This is a genomic window from Enterococcus sp. AAFC-DPL-5182 (assembly GCF_058216605.1).
Genome location: NZ_CM177101.1, coordinates 2,025,793 through 2,041,533 on the forward strand (window position 1 = coordinate 2,025,793; position 15,741 = coordinate 2,041,533).

Consider the following 15,741-nt stretch of genomic DNA (forward strand, 5'->3'; position numbering starts at 1 on the left):
TTCCATATCCTCATTTAGTAACAAATTACTATTCAATTTAAGTTTAAAATGGTACTGTTGATAAAAGAGGTGAAAGCGAATGACGTTTAATCCACAGATCGAAACGCTCATACTTGAGGCTTCCAATAGGAAATCTCCTCATTTTGTAGCAAACGTGATCAATTTCCAGCAATTTGACCAAGAAGACGTAAAAGACACTGCACAAAAATTGATCGAAGATGGACAGATTCAAGCAACTCTCCATTTTCATTATAACGATTTATGTACAATTGACTTTATACCTCAGGCTGTTTGAACAAATTGATTACTCCAAAAAAGACTGCTGAATACATACTCTATACTACCTTGGAACAAAAGTAATTGTTTTTCTTTTGTTTAACTCACGTTAGTTAGATTATGTTATTGTTGCAGTCTTTTTTATTATTGTATCTTTTGTTCAATATCTTCGAATGCTGTCATCAATTGTGCTCTTGTCTGGTTCACTATTCCTGAAATACTCAATGAAGCCATGCCAATAGTAACGATCAATAAATTCATGTGTAACTTCTTAAGTTTTTCATTAGAAAACGTTGCATAATATTTATCTTCTTTAATAGAATGTTGAAATGAGTCAAAGGATAATTGTTGTAATTCTTGTCCATATGAATGTTGCTCTATGTATAACGATATATACAATTTACTATTTGTTTTAGCAAAATCAAGGTAATTTAATCCAAAATTTACTACATTATTTGACGTTTGTTTTTTAGAGAAAAATTCAGTTTCTAAAATATCATACGTTGTTTTTAACAAAGTCAACTTCAACTCTTCCATATTTTTAAATTCAAGATAGATGGGTTGAGTTGAAATCCCCATATACTCAGCCACATTTCTTGCTGTTATAGATGAAAAACCTTTTTCTGCTAATAGTTCTCTTGCCGCTACTAAAATATGTTGTTTTTTATAAACTTTTTTCCTAACCAAAAAAATCCCTCCTCCAGATATAAAAGTTGAACTAGCTCGAATAGCGTTCAATGTAAAATAGGAAAAATTAAAGATGATCTTTTTAGTGTTTTCCATTTTTCTATTCTCCGTTAAACTCTCTCATATAACTAGATAACTATTTTCTATTTATCATTATTTATTTTTTTAATGTTTATTCTTTTATTTTACACTCTTTTGGCAGCTCATTTTCTCAATAATTATAGTTATATCCAAAAAACGTGATAATTTACTCGACTTTCCTAAAATATGATTGACCGATGAATGTTTTACAAGCTATAGTTAAGTTATTGACAGACAATGGAGGTATTTTTTATGGCTAAAGAAAACAGCCAAGCACTTTTTTTACATACTGATAAAACAAATTTGGATAAGACGCATAAAAATAAACACTATTATCTTTTAATTGGGTATTGCTTCATCTTAATCATTATCGGTCTTTTTAGTGAACCTATCACTCTTTTATGGGCAGGAATGGCGCGTATTTTAACCTCTCCCAGTAATCTATTAACTGATTATATTGAACTTGGTACTTTCGGCAGTGCTTTTGTTAATAGCGGCTTACTTACCTTAATCAGTGTACTGCTCGCTAAAAAAGAAAAAATCCCCATCAACGGTCCTATGATCGCAGCTTTGTTTACCGTATCAGGTTGCTCCTTTTTTGGAAAAAATTTATATAATTCAATTCCAATTATTATTGGTGGACTCTGCTATGCAAAAATTGTAAAAAAACCTTTTTCACAATTTATTGTTGTTAGCTTATTTGGTAGTGCTCTTTCTCCGATCATCAGCTACCTTACATTTGGAATTTCCTTACCATTACAGTTCTCAATCCCTTTAGGATGCTTAGTGGGTATTTTCATCGGGTTGATTTTACCTCCTTTAGCTTCTCACATACTTACCTTTCATCAAGGCTTTTCTTTATATAATGTCGGTTTTACTTCTGGACTTATTGCTATGATGTTTACAGGTATTTTGAGGATGTTTGGCTGGAAGATTGAAGGAAAAAATTTAGTTTCAACTGAATATCATACTAAACTTCTATTTTTTCTATTATTTTTATTTTTTATGATGTTTTTAGTTGGATTCATAGTCAATCATTTTTCTTTGAAAGGGCTAAAAGCAATCAGTAAAACATCTGGGAAATTGATTACTGATTTTATTTCTATTTCAGGCGTTGGTGCCACGATGATGAATATGTCTCTAATGGGATTATTATTGGTCGGATACACTCAAGTTAGTCACTCTACACTTAACGGACCGATTGTTGGTGCAATTTTATCTGCGGTTGGTTTTAGCGCTTTTGGTAACCATATTCTGAATAGTTTACCTTTGCTCATCAGCGTTTTTTTGACTGCACAGCTCTCTTCGGTTTTTGAAGTAAATCAAACGACTGTGGTTCTTGCGGGTATTTTCGGTACTGGTTTAGCACCGATTGCAGGATATTATGGCATTACTTTTGGCTTGATTGCAGGATTTTTACATATGTCCTTAGTTACAAATGTCAGCTACCTCCATGGCGGATTGAATCTTTATAATAATGGGTTTTCTACTGGTTTTGTTGCGGCTGTCATGGTACCATTACTAGATAATATTTTACAGATCAGAAAGGTGAAACAACATGCAAGAAAGAGACAAAGCTAAACGAATTGTAGATGAATTATTGACTTACTTTTTTTCAAATGGTATTGAAAAGATTCGGATTGACGTAGATTTTACTTCGGAAGGTTTTTACATCAACATACATGGCAAAACTGAGAAAGAACCAAACAATGTCCTGCATTTATTAGAGTTATTAAATACACCTAGAGATTTAAGCATTGAAAGTTATTATGATGAATTACTCGGCATTACTCACCATGAAGAAGAAGACTATCATCTACTAGGGTTAATGATTGATGAAGCAGAAATTAGTTTTGTTTCACCCGACTTTGAAATTAAAGTATTTAGAAAAAAATAACTACTCAAAAAAGAGGATGAGAGCCCTATGGTTTAAGGGGGATCTCATCCTCGCTTTTTATTCATAAACCGCACGAATTCCTCCTATTAATTTTGGACGCGTACGTAAGTAAGTGACATGTGCTCCTCCGATTTCTTTGATCGATGTACGCACAGGAACTTGAACATGCTGGATATGCATACCAATCGATGTATCACCAATATCTATGCCGCCTTGCGCCGTTATCTTTTCCACCACTACTGGATTTTGGAATAATTTAAAGGCAGCCACCGCAGCAGCTCCTCCAGCATGAAGTGCTGGTACGACTGAAACAATTTCAAACTGTTGGTACTTAGCAACTTCTTTTTCAATAACGAGTGAACGATTGATATGCTCGCATCCTTGTACAGCAAGATGAATCTTTTTTTGGACTAAAGTATCTTTGATTGTTGAAACGATCATTTCTCCTATTTCCAAATTAGAACATTTGCCAATGACTCCCCCAGCAACTTCACTACTGCTACAGCCGAGTACAAAAATATCCCCTGCTTCTAATTCAGCTTGTACAATATATTCATCAAGTGCTTGCAATAGTTGTTCTTGATAACTTTTCAAGTCCTCCATTGATTTCTCCTCCATTTATATCTCTTTTTGTTTATAGTAGCGGATATCAAACAATTCGTCAAAATACACAAAAAAAGCACTCAAAAATTGAGTGCTCTACTTCGTGCTATTTACCATCTACGATATTCAAACGAACTTTTTTGGGTCCATCCAAACGTACACTGTAAACAATGGTCCGAATTGCTTTAGCAACACGTCCTTGCTTTCCGATGATACGTCCAATATCTTCAGGCGATACAGTCAAATTATATTCTAGAAAAACATCAGATTCTTCTATTTCTAACTTGACTAGCTCAGGTTGACTGACTAATGGGCGAACGATAGTTAAGACTAACTCTTTCACATCTGTCATAATCGGTCACCTTATTTCTTTTCAAGTTTAGCTTCGTGGTGTTTTTTCATAACGCCTTCTTTTGAAAGGATGTTACGAACAGTATCTGAAGGCTGAGCGCCTTTAGACAACCAGTCTAAAACTAAATCTTCTTTTAAAACTACTTCTGCTGGATCTTTTAAAGGATTGTATGTTCCAACAGTTTCGATGAAACGTCCATCACGAGGAGAACGAGAATCTGCGACTACAATACGGTAAAAAGGACTCTTTTTAGAACCCATGCGTTTTAAACGAATTTTTACTGACATTTTATATATTACACCTCCATTAACTTAATCACAAATGTTAGTTTACCAGATTTTTAATAAGCTGTAAAGAGTTTTTTCTTGACACCTTAAAAAAAGCTTTAAAACGTTGCTTTTCAGCTCCTTTAGCTCTATACTTAATCTACCTTGGCAGGGGCAATCAATTGTTGCTTAACGAAAATAAGCGGTGAACCAAAGAAGACATTTCTTTAGTTCATCGCTTATTTTTTATCTATTTAATGTATAGATGTAATAGTCAAACAACGTCTGTTCTTCAAAGCCTATCGAATGATATAAATGGCGGGCCGCTTCATTCGTAGAATCAACCTCTAAATAAATTTTCGCTGCTTGTTTATCGATCAATTGCTGAACAAGCTGACAGATTATTTTTCTACCAATACCCTGACCACGATAATCTGGTCTTACGACAAATCCGTATATACCATAAGAATTATCTTCGTTTTCCAATCGAATACTTGCGATTACTTGTCCATTTTCTCTTAAAACAAGTGTTTTTTTCAGATCCTCTTGATCTATGGGTACAATTTCATCTGTTGATTTTCCATCTTCTAATGCAGCAATTGCCTTCGCTTCTTCCATCCTTGCAGGTTCTATAGCGTAATCTGAAGGAGTCAAAACAAATTGATCTGTAGCCAAAATCATCGCATATTCTGAAAAACTATATTTATAACCACTTACTTCTTTAACGTACGAATTTAGAAAGTGATCTTTTCGATCAATGATCCACAAAATTTCCTTGATCATACGTTGACGAGAAAAGCTTATTATAGCCTCTTGTATCTTATCGATAATTTTTTTGTTTGGTTGGGCGATGATAGTTACTTCCAACTCTTCAGGGTCAAAATTACTTAGGGCTGCATAACCAACTAAGACCTCTTCCTCCCAACACAGCAAATGATTCACTTTTTCATTTGCTTTTTTGAAGAAGCTTAAATCCAATTTGTATTCAATCGAATAGACTTTTTTATTGATTTCTTTTAAGACTTGGACATCCTTAATTTCTTGTGGTTCTAAGTGCTTTTGAATTGTTTGTTTTAGAATCATTTATTCTCCTTTGTATCTAATTTAGGTTGAGTATATCGAAGAGTTTAGAATAATGCAATCTACTAATCGTTAATTATTATCAAACGTTCTTTCTGCTAAATATCATTCCACATGCAATGACAGATAATAAAATCCCAATAATCAGTAAAACGAGTGAGCTAGTTTCACCAGTATTTAGTAAACGCTGCTGATTTTTGTTGCTGTTTTCGTCGTAATTCCTACCATCATCAACCATGAAATAACTAAAAACAGGCTTAATTTACCTAGTCGCCTTATTCTATACATCATTTTAGCCTCCATTTTTTAGCCAATTTTTATTATATAGAGATTATTTATCTATGAACATTGATTTGCTTGTGACAATCACATGACTCGATTTCTTGCAAAAACGAAAACTTCAGCTTAAAATAAAATAATAAACGTTATTTACCAAATGGAGGAATAATAGTATGAAGAAAAAAATTGGTTTTTTTGTCGGAAGTTTAAGAAAAAACTCTTACAGTAAGACAGTCGCAACTGCTATTTCAAGTTTATTCCCAGAAGAATATGAACCTGTTTTCATCAACTTGCAAGAACTGCAAATGTATAACCAAGATTTGGATGACGAAGGAACTCCAACTGCCGCTTGGACAGCATTTAGAGAGGAAGTTAAACAGCTTTCTGGTCTTGTATTTGTCACACCAGAATATAATCGCTCTGTCCCAGGTGTTTTGAAAAATGCTTTAGATGTTGGCTCCCGTCCCTATGGTCAAAATGTTTGGGATGGAAAACCAGGATTAGTTGTGAGCGTATCACCTGGCGCATTAAGTGCTTTTGGTGCAAATCATCATCTGCGTCAATCGCTTGTTTTTCTTAATGTCCCTACTTTACAACAGCCCGAAGCCTATATCGGTAATGTCGTAAATTTAATCAATGATGATGGCACTATTGCTGAGAATACTATGAATTTTTTCAAAACAATCGTTGATTCTTACCTTATCTTTTTAGAAAAAAATAGTTAATTCCATTTAAATAGTCTAAACCAAAACTGAAAAATAGTTTGGTCTAGACTATTTTCTTACTTTAATTCTTCGTAACGAAAACATGTTGTCACATGATCATTGATCACTCCAACAGCTTCTAGAAATGCATAAATAATCGTACTACCGACAAACTTAAACCCTCTTTTTTTCAAATCTTTCGTTATTCTATCAGATAATTCATTTGTTGTAGGAATTTCTAGTTGATCTTGATAAGAATTTTTCAAAACTTTATGAGAGTTGAAAGCCCATAAATAACTAGAAAATGAGCCAAACTCATTTTGGATCTCTATAACTTTTTGGGCATTATGGATTGCAGCCTCAATTTTTCTACGATTACGGATAATTCCTGGATCACTCAATAATTCTTCAATTTTTTTTTCGTCATAGTAAGCGACTTTCTGTATATCAAAATCATCAAAAGCAGCGTCAAAATGTTCTGCTTTATTCAAAATAGTTTGCCAATTTAACCCAGCTTGGTTGATATCTAAGATTAATTTTCGAAATAATTTCTGATCATCATGTAAAGGGACACCCCAAATCGTATCATGATAGTTTTCCATTTTTTCATTCCCCTTCGCCCAAGAACACCTCTGTTTCATTTACTTTTTCCTCCAATCGCTAAATCTTAATTTTTTTATAACATATCTTCATTCTAGCAAAAGTTAGAAAAAAATGTTTACAAACCAAACTGTACTATGTATACTAGTACACAACAAACACCTTTTTTTGAAAGGAGAAATTTATGGTTTCTATTAATAAAGCTAGTAGTAAACCTTATTACGAGCAACTAATGCTAGGAATCAAAGAAGATATCTTAAGCGGTTTACTACAATCTGGTGACCGTCTTCCTTCCGTTAGAGAAATGGCCCGACAGCTTACGATGAATCCTAATACAGTCAGTAAGGCTTACAAACTATTAGAAGCACAAGAAGTCATCATAACCGTTAAAGGGAAAGGCACCTATGTAAAAAAAATTGATACAGATCTTCGAGACGAATATCAGATCGAAAAAATCAAAAAAAAGTTTACTGATTTAGTTATTGAAGCAAATTATTTAAACGTTCCTAAAAATGAAATGACTCAATGGTTAGATGAAAGTTATCAAGAATTGAAGGGAGAGTAAACATGAAAATAGAAAATTTAGAAAAAAAGATCGATCGACAAGTTATTCTAAAGGATATAAACTTGACATTCAACCAAGGGGAAATCACAGGGTTGATTGGACGAAATGGTTCTGGTAAAACAACCTTTTTCAGATCAATTGCCGGTCACTATGAGTTAGATCAAGGTCAGATCCTCATCGATCAAGAAGATCTTCAAAAAAATAAATTACTCAAGCAAAAAATCTTTTATATTGATGAACAATATAATTTTCTTTCAGGCTATACATTAAAGAAAATCCTCACTTTCTACCAAAATGCATATGCAGGTTTTAACAAAGAAAAATATTTAGCCTTAACAAAGAAAAACAATCTAAACCCCCGTTTCAACTATCGTTCGATGTCAAAAGGTATGCAGGGGCTTTATAAAATGATTTTAGCTATTTGTTCTAATGCTGATTATGTTTTATTGGATGAACCTCTAGATGGATTAGATATCATTGTCAAAAAGAACGTATTAGGAATTCTTTTAGATGACGTCAGTGAAAATAGTCGCTCAATTATCATCTCTTCTCACAATTTAAATGAACTAGAGAGTATTATCGATCGAGCATTGATTTTGAAAAAGAATCAAATTCAGCTTGATTATCACTTGGAATCGCTAAGAGAAAGTGCTCGAAAAATCCAAATGGTTTTTAAAACGAAGAAAGTCCCTCAATTCGTTAAAGAAAACAGTAGATCACTTCACTTTCAAGGGCGTGTTGTTACAGCTATTTTTGAAGATTATACAGAAGAATTGAGAACGTTGATTCAAGCAGAGGAGCCTATTTTATTTGAAGAACTACCACTAACATTAGAAGATGTCTTTGAAGTAAACCTTGCAAATGAAAAAACAAATGACTCTTTACAAGGAGAAACGTTATGAATAAACAGTTAATGACTATTTTGAAAAAGCGATACGGACTTACATTGATTGTAGCCAGTCTATCTATTATATTGTTTTATAGCTATTTAGGTATTAGCGATGTCAATCGTTGGAAAGATATGAACAATTATTACAGCTCTGAGGAATATATCACAAATTTAAAAGAAATGTCCGAAGAAGATAATCCTAGTTTTAAAGGATTGTCACTTGAAGAACGACAAAAATTAGATAAAAAAGAAGGATTGCGCTTGTTTTATCAAACGAAAGAATATGATGAACAGGGAAATTTGATTACCTCCGTCTCCGTTGACCAACCATACTATACTATGTATTTCAATGAAAATCCGCTCCTATTGATCGCAGCTATTACAATAATCGGATTCTTTCTCTTTTTCGTTGATTTAAAAACATCATTCAATGAATTTTTATTTTCATTAGGTGTTTCTAAACGGAAAATTTACTATTCAAAATTTATACTGATTTCTTTCCCTATTTTAATCAGTGTACTTCTGGCTAAAATTCTATTCGTTAGCATTATTACAACTGGAATCCCAACTGAGTATGTCAATATAAGTATGACAGATTTAACTGTAAATGTTTTAGCTAGTTGGGCAACTTGTATCGGCTATTTCTTTATTTCAGCTTTTATTGGTTTAGTAACTGGAAATATTATTTTAGGACCGCTAACTGTATTTGGGTTCTGCGCCTCTTTAGAATTTTTTATCACTGGCCTCACAAATGCATGGTACTATTTTACGAATACAACAACAGATATTGTTGTAATGAATAAATTTTTCGTGTACACCGTAACAAAAGATCCTGTTTCTACAGTCCCCATTATAGTCTCTCTTGTATTGTCGGTGTTTTTAATCATTTTTGGTTCTTTCTTATTTCCCACGCTTAGTTTGGAAAAGAAAGGAAACTATCTTTTATTTGATAGACTTAAAATCCCTGTCGTCATTGCTATGATCGTATACATTCCAATAGTTCTTGTATTTAGTGGCGGTTTGTATCTCGGTGGAACAGATAGCTCCCCGATCCCTAGCTTACTTTTCTATGGGACAATCACCGCTTTGATTGGAATTTATCTTGTTTTTAGAAAAGAAATTCATGAATGGATCAACAATAAAAGACAATTAAAAAATGATTTTCGTATTGAATCATAATTTTTCTTATATGCAAATGAAGCTACCTAAAGGTTTAATGACTTTAGGTAGCTTCATTTTTTTATTTTTTCTTCTTTTTCTTCTTCTTACTTTTCTTCACCATACGATTCATAGCCATTTTTCCTAATTTACCTTTGATACCTCCACCAAGCATTTGATCCATGCCCGGGATATCCATATTGCCTTTAGACATTTGCTGCATCATTTTTTTAGATTCTTTGAATTGTTTGATCATTCGGTTAACTTCAACGACGTTATTACCAGAACCCGCAGCAATTCTCCGACGGCGACTTGGATTTAGTAAGTCCGGGTTTTCTCGTTCAGCTGGTGTCATTGAAAGTACCATGGCTTTTTTACGTGCTACGTCTTTTGGATCGACTTTGACGTTTTCTAGCCCTGGCATATTATTCATTCCAGGAATCATTTTCAGTAGATCTTCAATTGGTCCCATCCCCATTACTTGATCTAACTGCTCAATAAAATCATTAAAATCAAAGCTATTTTCCTTCATTTTTACTGCAAGTTCTTCAGCTTTTTTCTCATCATAATCTTGTTGGGCTTTTTCGATCAGGGTCAGCATATCCCCCATACCTAAAATACGGCTGGACATACGATCTGGATGGAAAATTTCTAAGTCCGTTAGTTTTTCACCAGAACCGATGAATTTGATTGGTGCGCCAGTGACAGAACGAATAGAAAGTGCCGCACCACCACGCGTATCACCATCAAGTTTTGTGATTACAACTCCTGTGATTCCTAATTGCTGATTGAAACTATCTGCAACATTGACCGCATCTTGCCCTGTCATTGCATCGACAACAAGTAAAATATCATCGGGTTGTGCTACTTCTTTGATTTGTTTTAATTCATCCATCAACGCCTCATCGACATGCAGACGACCTGCCGTATCGATCAAAACATAATCGTTTTTCTTTTCTTTGGCTAAATCCATACCTTGACGAACAATTTCAACAGGACTAACATCTGTTCCCATATCAAAAACAGGTACATCTAATTGTTGTCCTAATACCTTTAACTGATCGATCGCGGCTGGACGATATACATCGGCTGCAATCATCAATGGACGGGCATTTTCATTTTTGATTAAGTGATTTGCCAATTTACCACCAAACGTTGTTTTACCAGCTCCTTGTAACCCAACCATCATGATTACAGTTGGAATACGTTCTGACTTGTTCAAGCCAACCGTTTCGGTTCCAAGTGTAGCGGTTAATTCTTCATCAACGATTTTAACGATTTGTTGCGCTGGCGACAAACTTTCAAGAACTTCCACACCAACTGCACGTTCACGGACACGTTTGGTAAAATCTTTGACCACTTGTAAATTTACATCGGCTTCCAGCAATGCCAAGCGTATCTCTCTCATCATTTCTTTTACGTCTGCTTCAGATACTTTCCCTTTACGACGTAATTTGCTCATTGCCTGTTGTAGGCGATCTGTTAAACTTTCAAAAGCCATAATCTCATTCCTCTACTTCTTGTATTTGTTCTATATAATGGGCTATCGTTGTATCTTTCGGATAGGTTTCGTTTACATAGTTTTTTAGTGTTTCTAGTAATTCTCCACGAACGACATAATCAGAAAATAAATGAAGTTTTTTTTCATATTCTTCTAAAATTTTTTCCGTCCGCTTGATATTGTCATAAACTGCTTGACGGCTGATATCGTATTCCTCAGCTATTTCACCTAAGGAGAAATCATCCGCATAGTACATCTCCATATAATTCATTTGTTTTTCTGTCAACAAAGTGGAGTAAAATTCAAATAATGCGTTCATTCGATTGGTTTTTTCAATTTCCATAGTTTTTTTACTCCTATCTTCAATCCCTTTTAGGTTACCGATTTCAGAGTGATTAGTCAATAGTTCTTATTTGATTTTCACGTTTTTTTCAAATGATTTAATCAATTGATCATAATAACTTTGCGGATTTACACAAAAATCCTTTTTAGATAAGCAGTATTCTATGCTTTCTTGTTGATCATTATTCTGACGATAACTAGGAATAAGATAGTTCATCCCTATAACCTTTCAGATGGATTTCTTGCATTTTTTGTCTTTTATTCATCAAATAATGTTAGTACTCCATTTTCCGTCATTGATATTCCTCACCATTGATGACTGTTTGCCACTCATTCTCTGAAACTACATCCAAGCCTTTGGATATGAAGTAAGCTGTTGCAACACCTGGCCCGTTGCGACGATCACCAGAAAATGTACCATCATAAATGTTACTGCCTCCGCACGATGGGCTATTTTCTTTCAAAATAATCGTTGTAACACCTTTTTCAACTAACTTTTGGTAGGCGATAATTGCACCTTGTTTAAATAAAGCTGTCATATCTTCTCCTGTTTTAGTAAGAACTTTGGCTTTGGCATTCCAAACGTCAAAACCATCTCCTCCACTAATTTCAGCAGGTTCCCGAGGTATTGGTAAGCCACCTAAAACTTCTGGACAAACAAGTATTGCTTGACCATTCTCTACTAATTTCTTTAAAGCCGTGATTTCTTTTGACTGACCATCATAGCGGCAGCAAATACCACCAAGGCATGCGCTAATTCCAATCATTTGCTTCCCTCTTTTCAATCTTTATTATTATACCATTTCTTTGACGTTGAAAGTAGTTTTACAAATATTCCATAAAGTTTTTGATAGCTAGGAATCTGTGATAAAATAACTTTGTGATTATTTCGCATTCAAAGGAGCCCAACAGATGAAAAAAGTACTAGTTGTCGATGACGAACCTTCTATTGTAACGTTGTTGACATTTAATTTAGAAAAAGACGGTTATAAGGTGACAACAGCTGTCGATGGTGCAGTTGGATATGAGTTAGCTCTTTCCAATCAATTTGATTTTATTATTTTAGATGTTATGTTGCCGCACATGGATGGTTTGGAAATTACAAAATCATTACGTAGAGAAAAAATCGATACACCGATTTTGATATTGACAGCTAAAGATGATCAAGTTGATAAAATCATTGGATTGGAAATTGGTGCAGATGACTATCTAACTAAGCCTTTTAGCCCTAGAGAAGTTTTAGCCAGGATGAAAGCAATCTTCCGCCGCTTAAAACCCGCGCCAACTAAATCAGAAGATTTTAATGAAGCAGCTAAAGCGCCTTTGACATTAGGAGAAATCCTTGTGGATGAGCAGAATTATGAAGTGAGCGTGCGTGGTGAAAAAATTGAGTTGACCCCAAAAGAGTTTGAGCTTCTTGTTTACTTTATGAAACGTAAAGATCGAGTGATCGATCGTGATACTTTACTGGACCGAATTTGGAACTATGATTTCGCTGGTCAAAGCCGTATCGTCGATGTACATGTTAGCCATTTGAGAGATAAAATTGAAATCGATCCAAAACGGCCTGCCTATCTAGTCACAGTTAGAGGATTCGGCTATCGTTTTCAGGAGCCTAAAAAATGAGAAAACGTCAGCGTCTTGAATATTGGTTAGTTGGGATCGTGATGCTTGCCTTATTTGTAGGCAGTATTTTTTTAACAAACTCATTTTTTAAAAAAGAGTTATTATCTCAACAAGAAGAATACTTACAAAAAAAAGGAACTCTGATTCTCGATCAACTCTCTCCTAATTTATTTTTGACTCAAAAGTTTTCAGATCAGGAAAAAAAAATCATTGAACATTATGCAACAGACAAAAATGAACGACTGACTTTGATGACTGCCAAAGGAGATATTTTTTACGACAGTGTAGATTCGACGCTTCATGAATCCAGAAGTACTCGTCCCGAAGTAAAAGCTATTCTTTCAGGTGCTGATTTTGGTTCTGCATTAAGAAAAAGCACTACTTTAAAAGAAGAATTACTTTATTTAGCTTTACCCGTCGATAAAGAGGGTGAGCGAATAGGTATCCTTCGCATGTCAGAAGAAACAACACAATTTTCTAATAGTATACAATCATTTAAACGGTATATTTTACTCACATTGGGGCTATTATTTTTGATTATTACGGCATTTGTTTTTTTGTTATTACATCAAAAAAATGAACCACTAGTGACTGTTTTACCTGTGTTGAAAAAAATCGTGAAATACCCAGATGAAGCTCGTTCAATCATTCAAGATTCTCCTGAATGGAATGAACTGTATCAAACAGTCAACCTTTTGAGCCAACAAATGAGTCAAACTTATTTAGCCTATACATCTACTGAAGAGCAATTTCATGCTTTATTAGACGAATTGATGATTGGTGTGTTTATGATTGATGTTGATGGAAAATTACAGCTGATCAATCCTAAAATGCTGGATATTTTAATGATTGCTGAAAAAGATACAGGGAAAGATTACTTTGAAGTAATCAACGAACCTGCTCTGATTCATTTAATACATCAAGTTATTACAGAAAAAAGCTCAATACATCAAGAAATCAAGCTAACCGAATCATTGAATGAAAAAATTCTGGATATCTCTTTAAGATTTATAGAAGAAGATGGCAATAATTACCAAGTGCTAGGAATTGCTTATGATTTAACACGTGTTAGACAATTAGAAAAAATCCAAAAAGACTTTGTTAGTAATGTCTCACACGAATTAAAAACCCCTGTTACGTCCCTTTTAGGCTTTACTGAAACTCTATTGGATGGTGCTAAAGATGATCCTGAAACCTTATCACAATTTTTAGAGATTATGCAAAAAGATACGTTGCGTCTGCAACAATTGATTCAAGAAATTCTACAGCTTTCTCGTGATGGAAAGAATATTTCATATGATGACCAAGAAGTTTCCTTATTCTCTTTTACTCAAGAAATTCTACGCTCCTATCGAAAAGCAATCAAAGAAAAGAATCTAACGATTGAAATACTTGGTAACGAGACAATAACCTATACAACAAAGTATGAACTTTTCTATCCGATCGTGAAAAATTTGATTGAAAATGCGATTCAGTATTCCCAATCAAATGGAACGATTACAATTGATTTTGGTTTTTCAGATACATTCTTTTATATAGTGAAAGATATGGGGATCGGTATTAGTTTAGAGGATCAAGAGCGAATCTTTGAACGGTTTTACCGAGTCGACAAAGCACGCAGTCGCCATTCTGGCGGAACTGGATTAGGCTTGTCGATCGTGCATAATTATACTGAATTATTAGGTGGTACAGTTACGATCGACAGTCACTTGGGACTAGGATCAACCTTTATAATAAATCTACCTAAAAATAAATAAAATAAAACAGCAGCTGGTCGTAAAACGAATCTCAGCTGCTGTTTTATTTTTGGGGAAGAATTTATTTTTTGGTGATTGTTCCTGATACATCTCGTTCAACTTTCATCGAAGTCATTGGTAAGTAGCCCAACTCTTTCACAACACCTTCTTGAACATCATCTGTCAACATAAAGTCTAAGAAAGGTTTTACATCAGTATCTGGCTCGCCTTTTGTATACATATGTTCGTAAGACCAGATTTTCCAAGAATTATCCGCTACATTTTCTTCTGTTGGTTTTACATCGTCAATACTCAATGCTAACGTTGAGTCATCCATATAAGAAAAAGCAAGATAACTGATTGCACCTGGTGTTTGTGCAACGATTTGACGAACTGTTCCTGAAGAGTCTTGTTCTTGTGACTGAACAGCCGTTGCGCCGTCAAGTCCCCACTTTTCAAAAGTTGCCCGCGTACCACTGCCACTTGGACGATTGATAACAGCGATTTCTTGATCCTTCCCGCCTAGGTCTTTCCAATTTTTAGTTTTTCCAGTAAAAATATCGATCAATTCTTGCTTGCTGATATTCTTGACACCAACTTCTTTATTGACTACAGGCCCCATGCCAACAACTGCTACGCGATGATCAACAAGTTTCGACGCATCAACACCTGATTTTTCTTCGGCAAAAACATCTGAATTTCCAATTGTTACAGCGCCATCAGAGACTTGAGATAGTCCTGTTCCACTACCTCCTCCTTGGACTGAAATCGTATAATTAGGATGTTCAGATATGAACTGATCTTTTGCCGCATCTACTAGAGGCTGCAAAGCGGTTGAACCAACTGCTACAATTTTAACGGGTTGATTACTATTACTGCTCTCTTTAGATTTATTAGTACTCTCGCTAGTCGTAGCTCCTTGATTGCCACACCCTGCGATTAAAAGCCCTACACTTAATACAACTGCCGATAATAAACGTTTCTTCATTCTTACACGTCCTTTTCAATTAGTTACAAGCTTAGTTTAACAAGGTAGTGTTAATTCTGTTTCAACGTTTTGTAAATAACGAGTAAAGGAATGTAAAGGTTTTGTTTAGGC

General features: G+C 34.5%; 20 protein-coding genes and 1 pseudogene. 9 read left to right on the forward strand and 12 right to left on the reverse strand.

Going from position 1 to position 15,741, the window contains the following annotated elements; translation table 11 throughout:
* The first annotated feature begins 79 nt into the window (after positions 1-79).
* The gene (locus tag AC4BB7_RS09345) at positions 80-295 is read left to right on the forward strand and encodes a hypothetical protein (protein ID WP_086313179.1); all 216 of its coding nucleotides are present in this window, start codon (positions 80-82) and stop codon (positions 293-295) included.
* A 125-nt stretch (positions 296-420) separates the two neighbouring features.
* On the opposite strand, the gene AC4BB7_RS09350 is transcribed toward AC4BB7_RS09345, so the two are convergent.
* Positions 421-963, reverse strand: a complete 543-nt coding sequence (locus AC4BB7_RS09350) for a TetR/AcrR family transcriptional regulator (RefSeq protein ID WP_086314302.1) — start codon at positions 961-963, stop codon at positions 421-423.
* Between the two features lie 333 nt (positions 964-1,296).
* On the opposite strand from AC4BB7_RS09350, the gene AC4BB7_RS09355 reads away from it, so the two are divergent.
* On the forward strand, positions 1,297-2,625 hold the full coding sequence (locus AC4BB7_RS09355) for a DUF1576 domain-containing protein (RefSeq protein WP_086313180.1): 1,329 nt from the start codon (positions 1,297-1,299) through the stop codon (positions 2,623-2,625).
* A complete protein-coding gene (locus tag AC4BB7_RS09360; protein WP_490482840.1) occupies positions 2,603-2,941 on the forward strand; it encodes a hypothetical protein in 339 nt (112 codons plus the stop codon). Before AC4BB7_RS09355 ends, AC4BB7_RS09360 begins: the two co-directional genes overlap by 23 nt.
* Before the next feature lie 57 nt (positions 2,942-2,998).
* Here AC4BB7_RS09360 and AC4BB7_RS09365 read toward each other — a convergent pair whose 3' ends face one another.
* The 5 genes and pseudogenes from AC4BB7_RS09365 to AC4BB7_RS09385 all read right to left on the reverse strand — a co-directional run.
* On the reverse strand, positions 2,999-3,544 hold the full coding sequence (locus AC4BB7_RS09365; protein ID WP_086313183.1) for a TIGR01440 family protein: 546 nt from the start codon (positions 3,542-3,544) through the stop codon (positions 2,999-3,001).
* Positions 3,545-3,650: 106 nt separating this feature from the next.
* Positions 3,651-3,896 (reverse strand): KH domain-containing protein, encoded by a 246-nt coding sequence (locus AC4BB7_RS09370; protein ID WP_086313185.1) that lies wholly within the window; start codon positions 3,894-3,896, stop codon positions 3,651-3,653.
* 11 nt (positions 3,897-3,907) lie between these two features.
* The gene (gene rpsP / locus AC4BB7_RS09375) at positions 3,908-4,183 is read right to left on the reverse strand and encodes a 30S ribosomal protein S16 (RefSeq protein ID WP_010761445.1); all 276 of its coding nucleotides are present in this window, start codon (positions 4,181-4,183) and stop codon (positions 3,908-3,910) included.
* Between the two features lie 225 nt (positions 4,184-4,408).
* Positions 4,409-5,245 (reverse strand): GNAT family N-acetyltransferase, encoded by an 837-nt coding sequence (locus tag AC4BB7_RS09380; RefSeq protein ID WP_490482841.1) that lies wholly within the window; start codon positions 5,243-5,245, stop codon positions 4,409-4,411.
* 79 nt (positions 5,246-5,324) lie between these two features.
* A pseudogene (locus tag AC4BB7_RS09385) lies at positions 5,325-5,408 on the reverse strand (hypothetical protein); the annotation flags it as partial.
* A 286-nt stretch (positions 5,409-5,694) separates the two neighbouring features.
* On the opposite strand from AC4BB7_RS09385, the gene AC4BB7_RS09390 reads away from it, so the two are divergent.
* Complete coding sequence (locus AC4BB7_RS09390; protein ID WP_490482842.1) at positions 5,695-6,246, forward strand: NADPH-dependent FMN reductase; 552 nt, start codon at positions 5,695-5,697, stop codon at positions 6,244-6,246.
* Positions 6,247-6,302: 56 nt separating this feature from the next.
* On the opposite strand, the gene AC4BB7_RS09395 is transcribed toward AC4BB7_RS09390, so the two are convergent.
* Entirely contained in the window at positions 6,303-6,866 is a 564-nt protein-coding gene (locus tag AC4BB7_RS09395; protein WP_490482843.1) for a DNA-3-methyladenine glycosylase I, read from the reverse strand.
* A 143-nt stretch (positions 6,867-7,009) separates the two neighbouring features.
* Between AC4BB7_RS09395 and AC4BB7_RS09400 the strand changes: the two genes are divergently transcribed.
* From AC4BB7_RS09400 to AC4BB7_RS09410, 3 genes are read left to right on the forward strand one after another with little or no spacing between them, the layout of a single operon-like run.
* A complete protein-coding gene (locus AC4BB7_RS09400) occupies positions 7,010-7,390 on the forward strand; it encodes a GntR family transcriptional regulator (RefSeq protein WP_490482844.1) in 381 nt (126 codons plus the stop codon).
* 2 nt (positions 7,391-7,392) lie between these two features.
* Positions 7,393-8,292 (forward strand): ATP-binding cassette domain-containing protein, encoded by a 900-nt coding sequence (locus tag AC4BB7_RS09405; RefSeq protein ID WP_490482845.1) that lies wholly within the window; start codon positions 7,393-7,395, stop codon positions 8,290-8,292.
* A complete protein-coding gene (locus tag AC4BB7_RS09410; RefSeq protein ID WP_490482846.1) occupies positions 8,289-9,458 on the forward strand; it encodes an ABC transporter permease in 1,170 nt (389 codons plus the stop codon). The genes AC4BB7_RS09405 and AC4BB7_RS09410 overlap by 4 nt, the downstream gene beginning before the upstream one ends.
* A 61-nt stretch (positions 9,459-9,519) precedes the next feature.
* Here the strand turns inward: AC4BB7_RS09410 and ffh are convergent, their stop codons facing one another.
* The 4 genes from ffh to AC4BB7_RS09430 all read right to left on the reverse strand — a co-directional run bounded on the left by ffh (position 9,520) and on the right by AC4BB7_RS09430 (position 12,047).
* Positions 9,520-10,938 carry a signal recognition particle protein gene (gene ffh / locus AC4BB7_RS09415; RefSeq protein ID WP_490482847.1) on the reverse strand — a complete coding sequence of 473 codons (1,419 nt, stop codon included), beginning with the start codon at positions 10,936-10,938 and terminating at the stop codon, positions 9,520-9,522.
* A gap of 4 nt (positions 10,939-10,942) precedes the next feature.
* Positions 10,943-11,281 carry a putative DNA-binding protein gene (locus AC4BB7_RS09420; protein ID WP_086313199.1) on the reverse strand — a complete coding sequence of 113 codons (339 nt, stop codon included), beginning with the start codon at positions 11,279-11,281 and terminating at the stop codon, positions 10,943-10,945.
* A gap of 66 nt (positions 11,282-11,347) precedes the next feature.
* A complete protein-coding gene (locus AC4BB7_RS09425; protein ID WP_170922950.1) occupies positions 11,348-11,497 on the reverse strand; it encodes a hypothetical protein in 150 nt (49 codons plus the stop codon).
* A gap of 76 nt (positions 11,498-11,573) precedes the next feature.
* A complete protein-coding gene (locus AC4BB7_RS09430; RefSeq protein ID WP_086313201.1) occupies positions 11,574-12,047 on the reverse strand; it encodes a 2-thiouracil desulfurase family protein in 474 nt (157 codons plus the stop codon).
* A gap of 145 nt (positions 12,048-12,192) precedes the next feature.
* On the opposite strand from AC4BB7_RS09430, the gene AC4BB7_RS09435 reads away from it, so the two are divergent.
* Complete coding sequence (locus AC4BB7_RS09435; RefSeq protein ID WP_490482848.1) at positions 12,193-12,906, forward strand: response regulator transcription factor; 714 nt, start codon at positions 12,193-12,195, stop codon at positions 12,904-12,906.
* Entirely contained in the window at positions 12,903-14,663 is a 1,761-nt protein-coding gene (locus tag AC4BB7_RS09440; RefSeq protein ID WP_490482849.1) for a sensor histidine kinase, read from the forward strand. Before AC4BB7_RS09435 ends, AC4BB7_RS09440 begins: the two co-directional genes overlap by 4 nt.
* A gap of 61 nt (positions 14,664-14,724) precedes the next feature.
* On the opposite strand, the gene AC4BB7_RS09445 is transcribed toward AC4BB7_RS09440, so the two are convergent.
* Positions 14,725-15,630 carry a phosphate ABC transporter substrate-binding protein PstS family protein gene (locus AC4BB7_RS09445; RefSeq protein WP_490482850.1) on the reverse strand — a complete coding sequence of 302 codons (906 nt, stop codon included), beginning with the start codon at positions 15,628-15,630 and terminating at the stop codon, positions 14,725-14,727.
* Between the last annotated feature and the right edge of the window lie 111 nt (positions 15,631-15,741).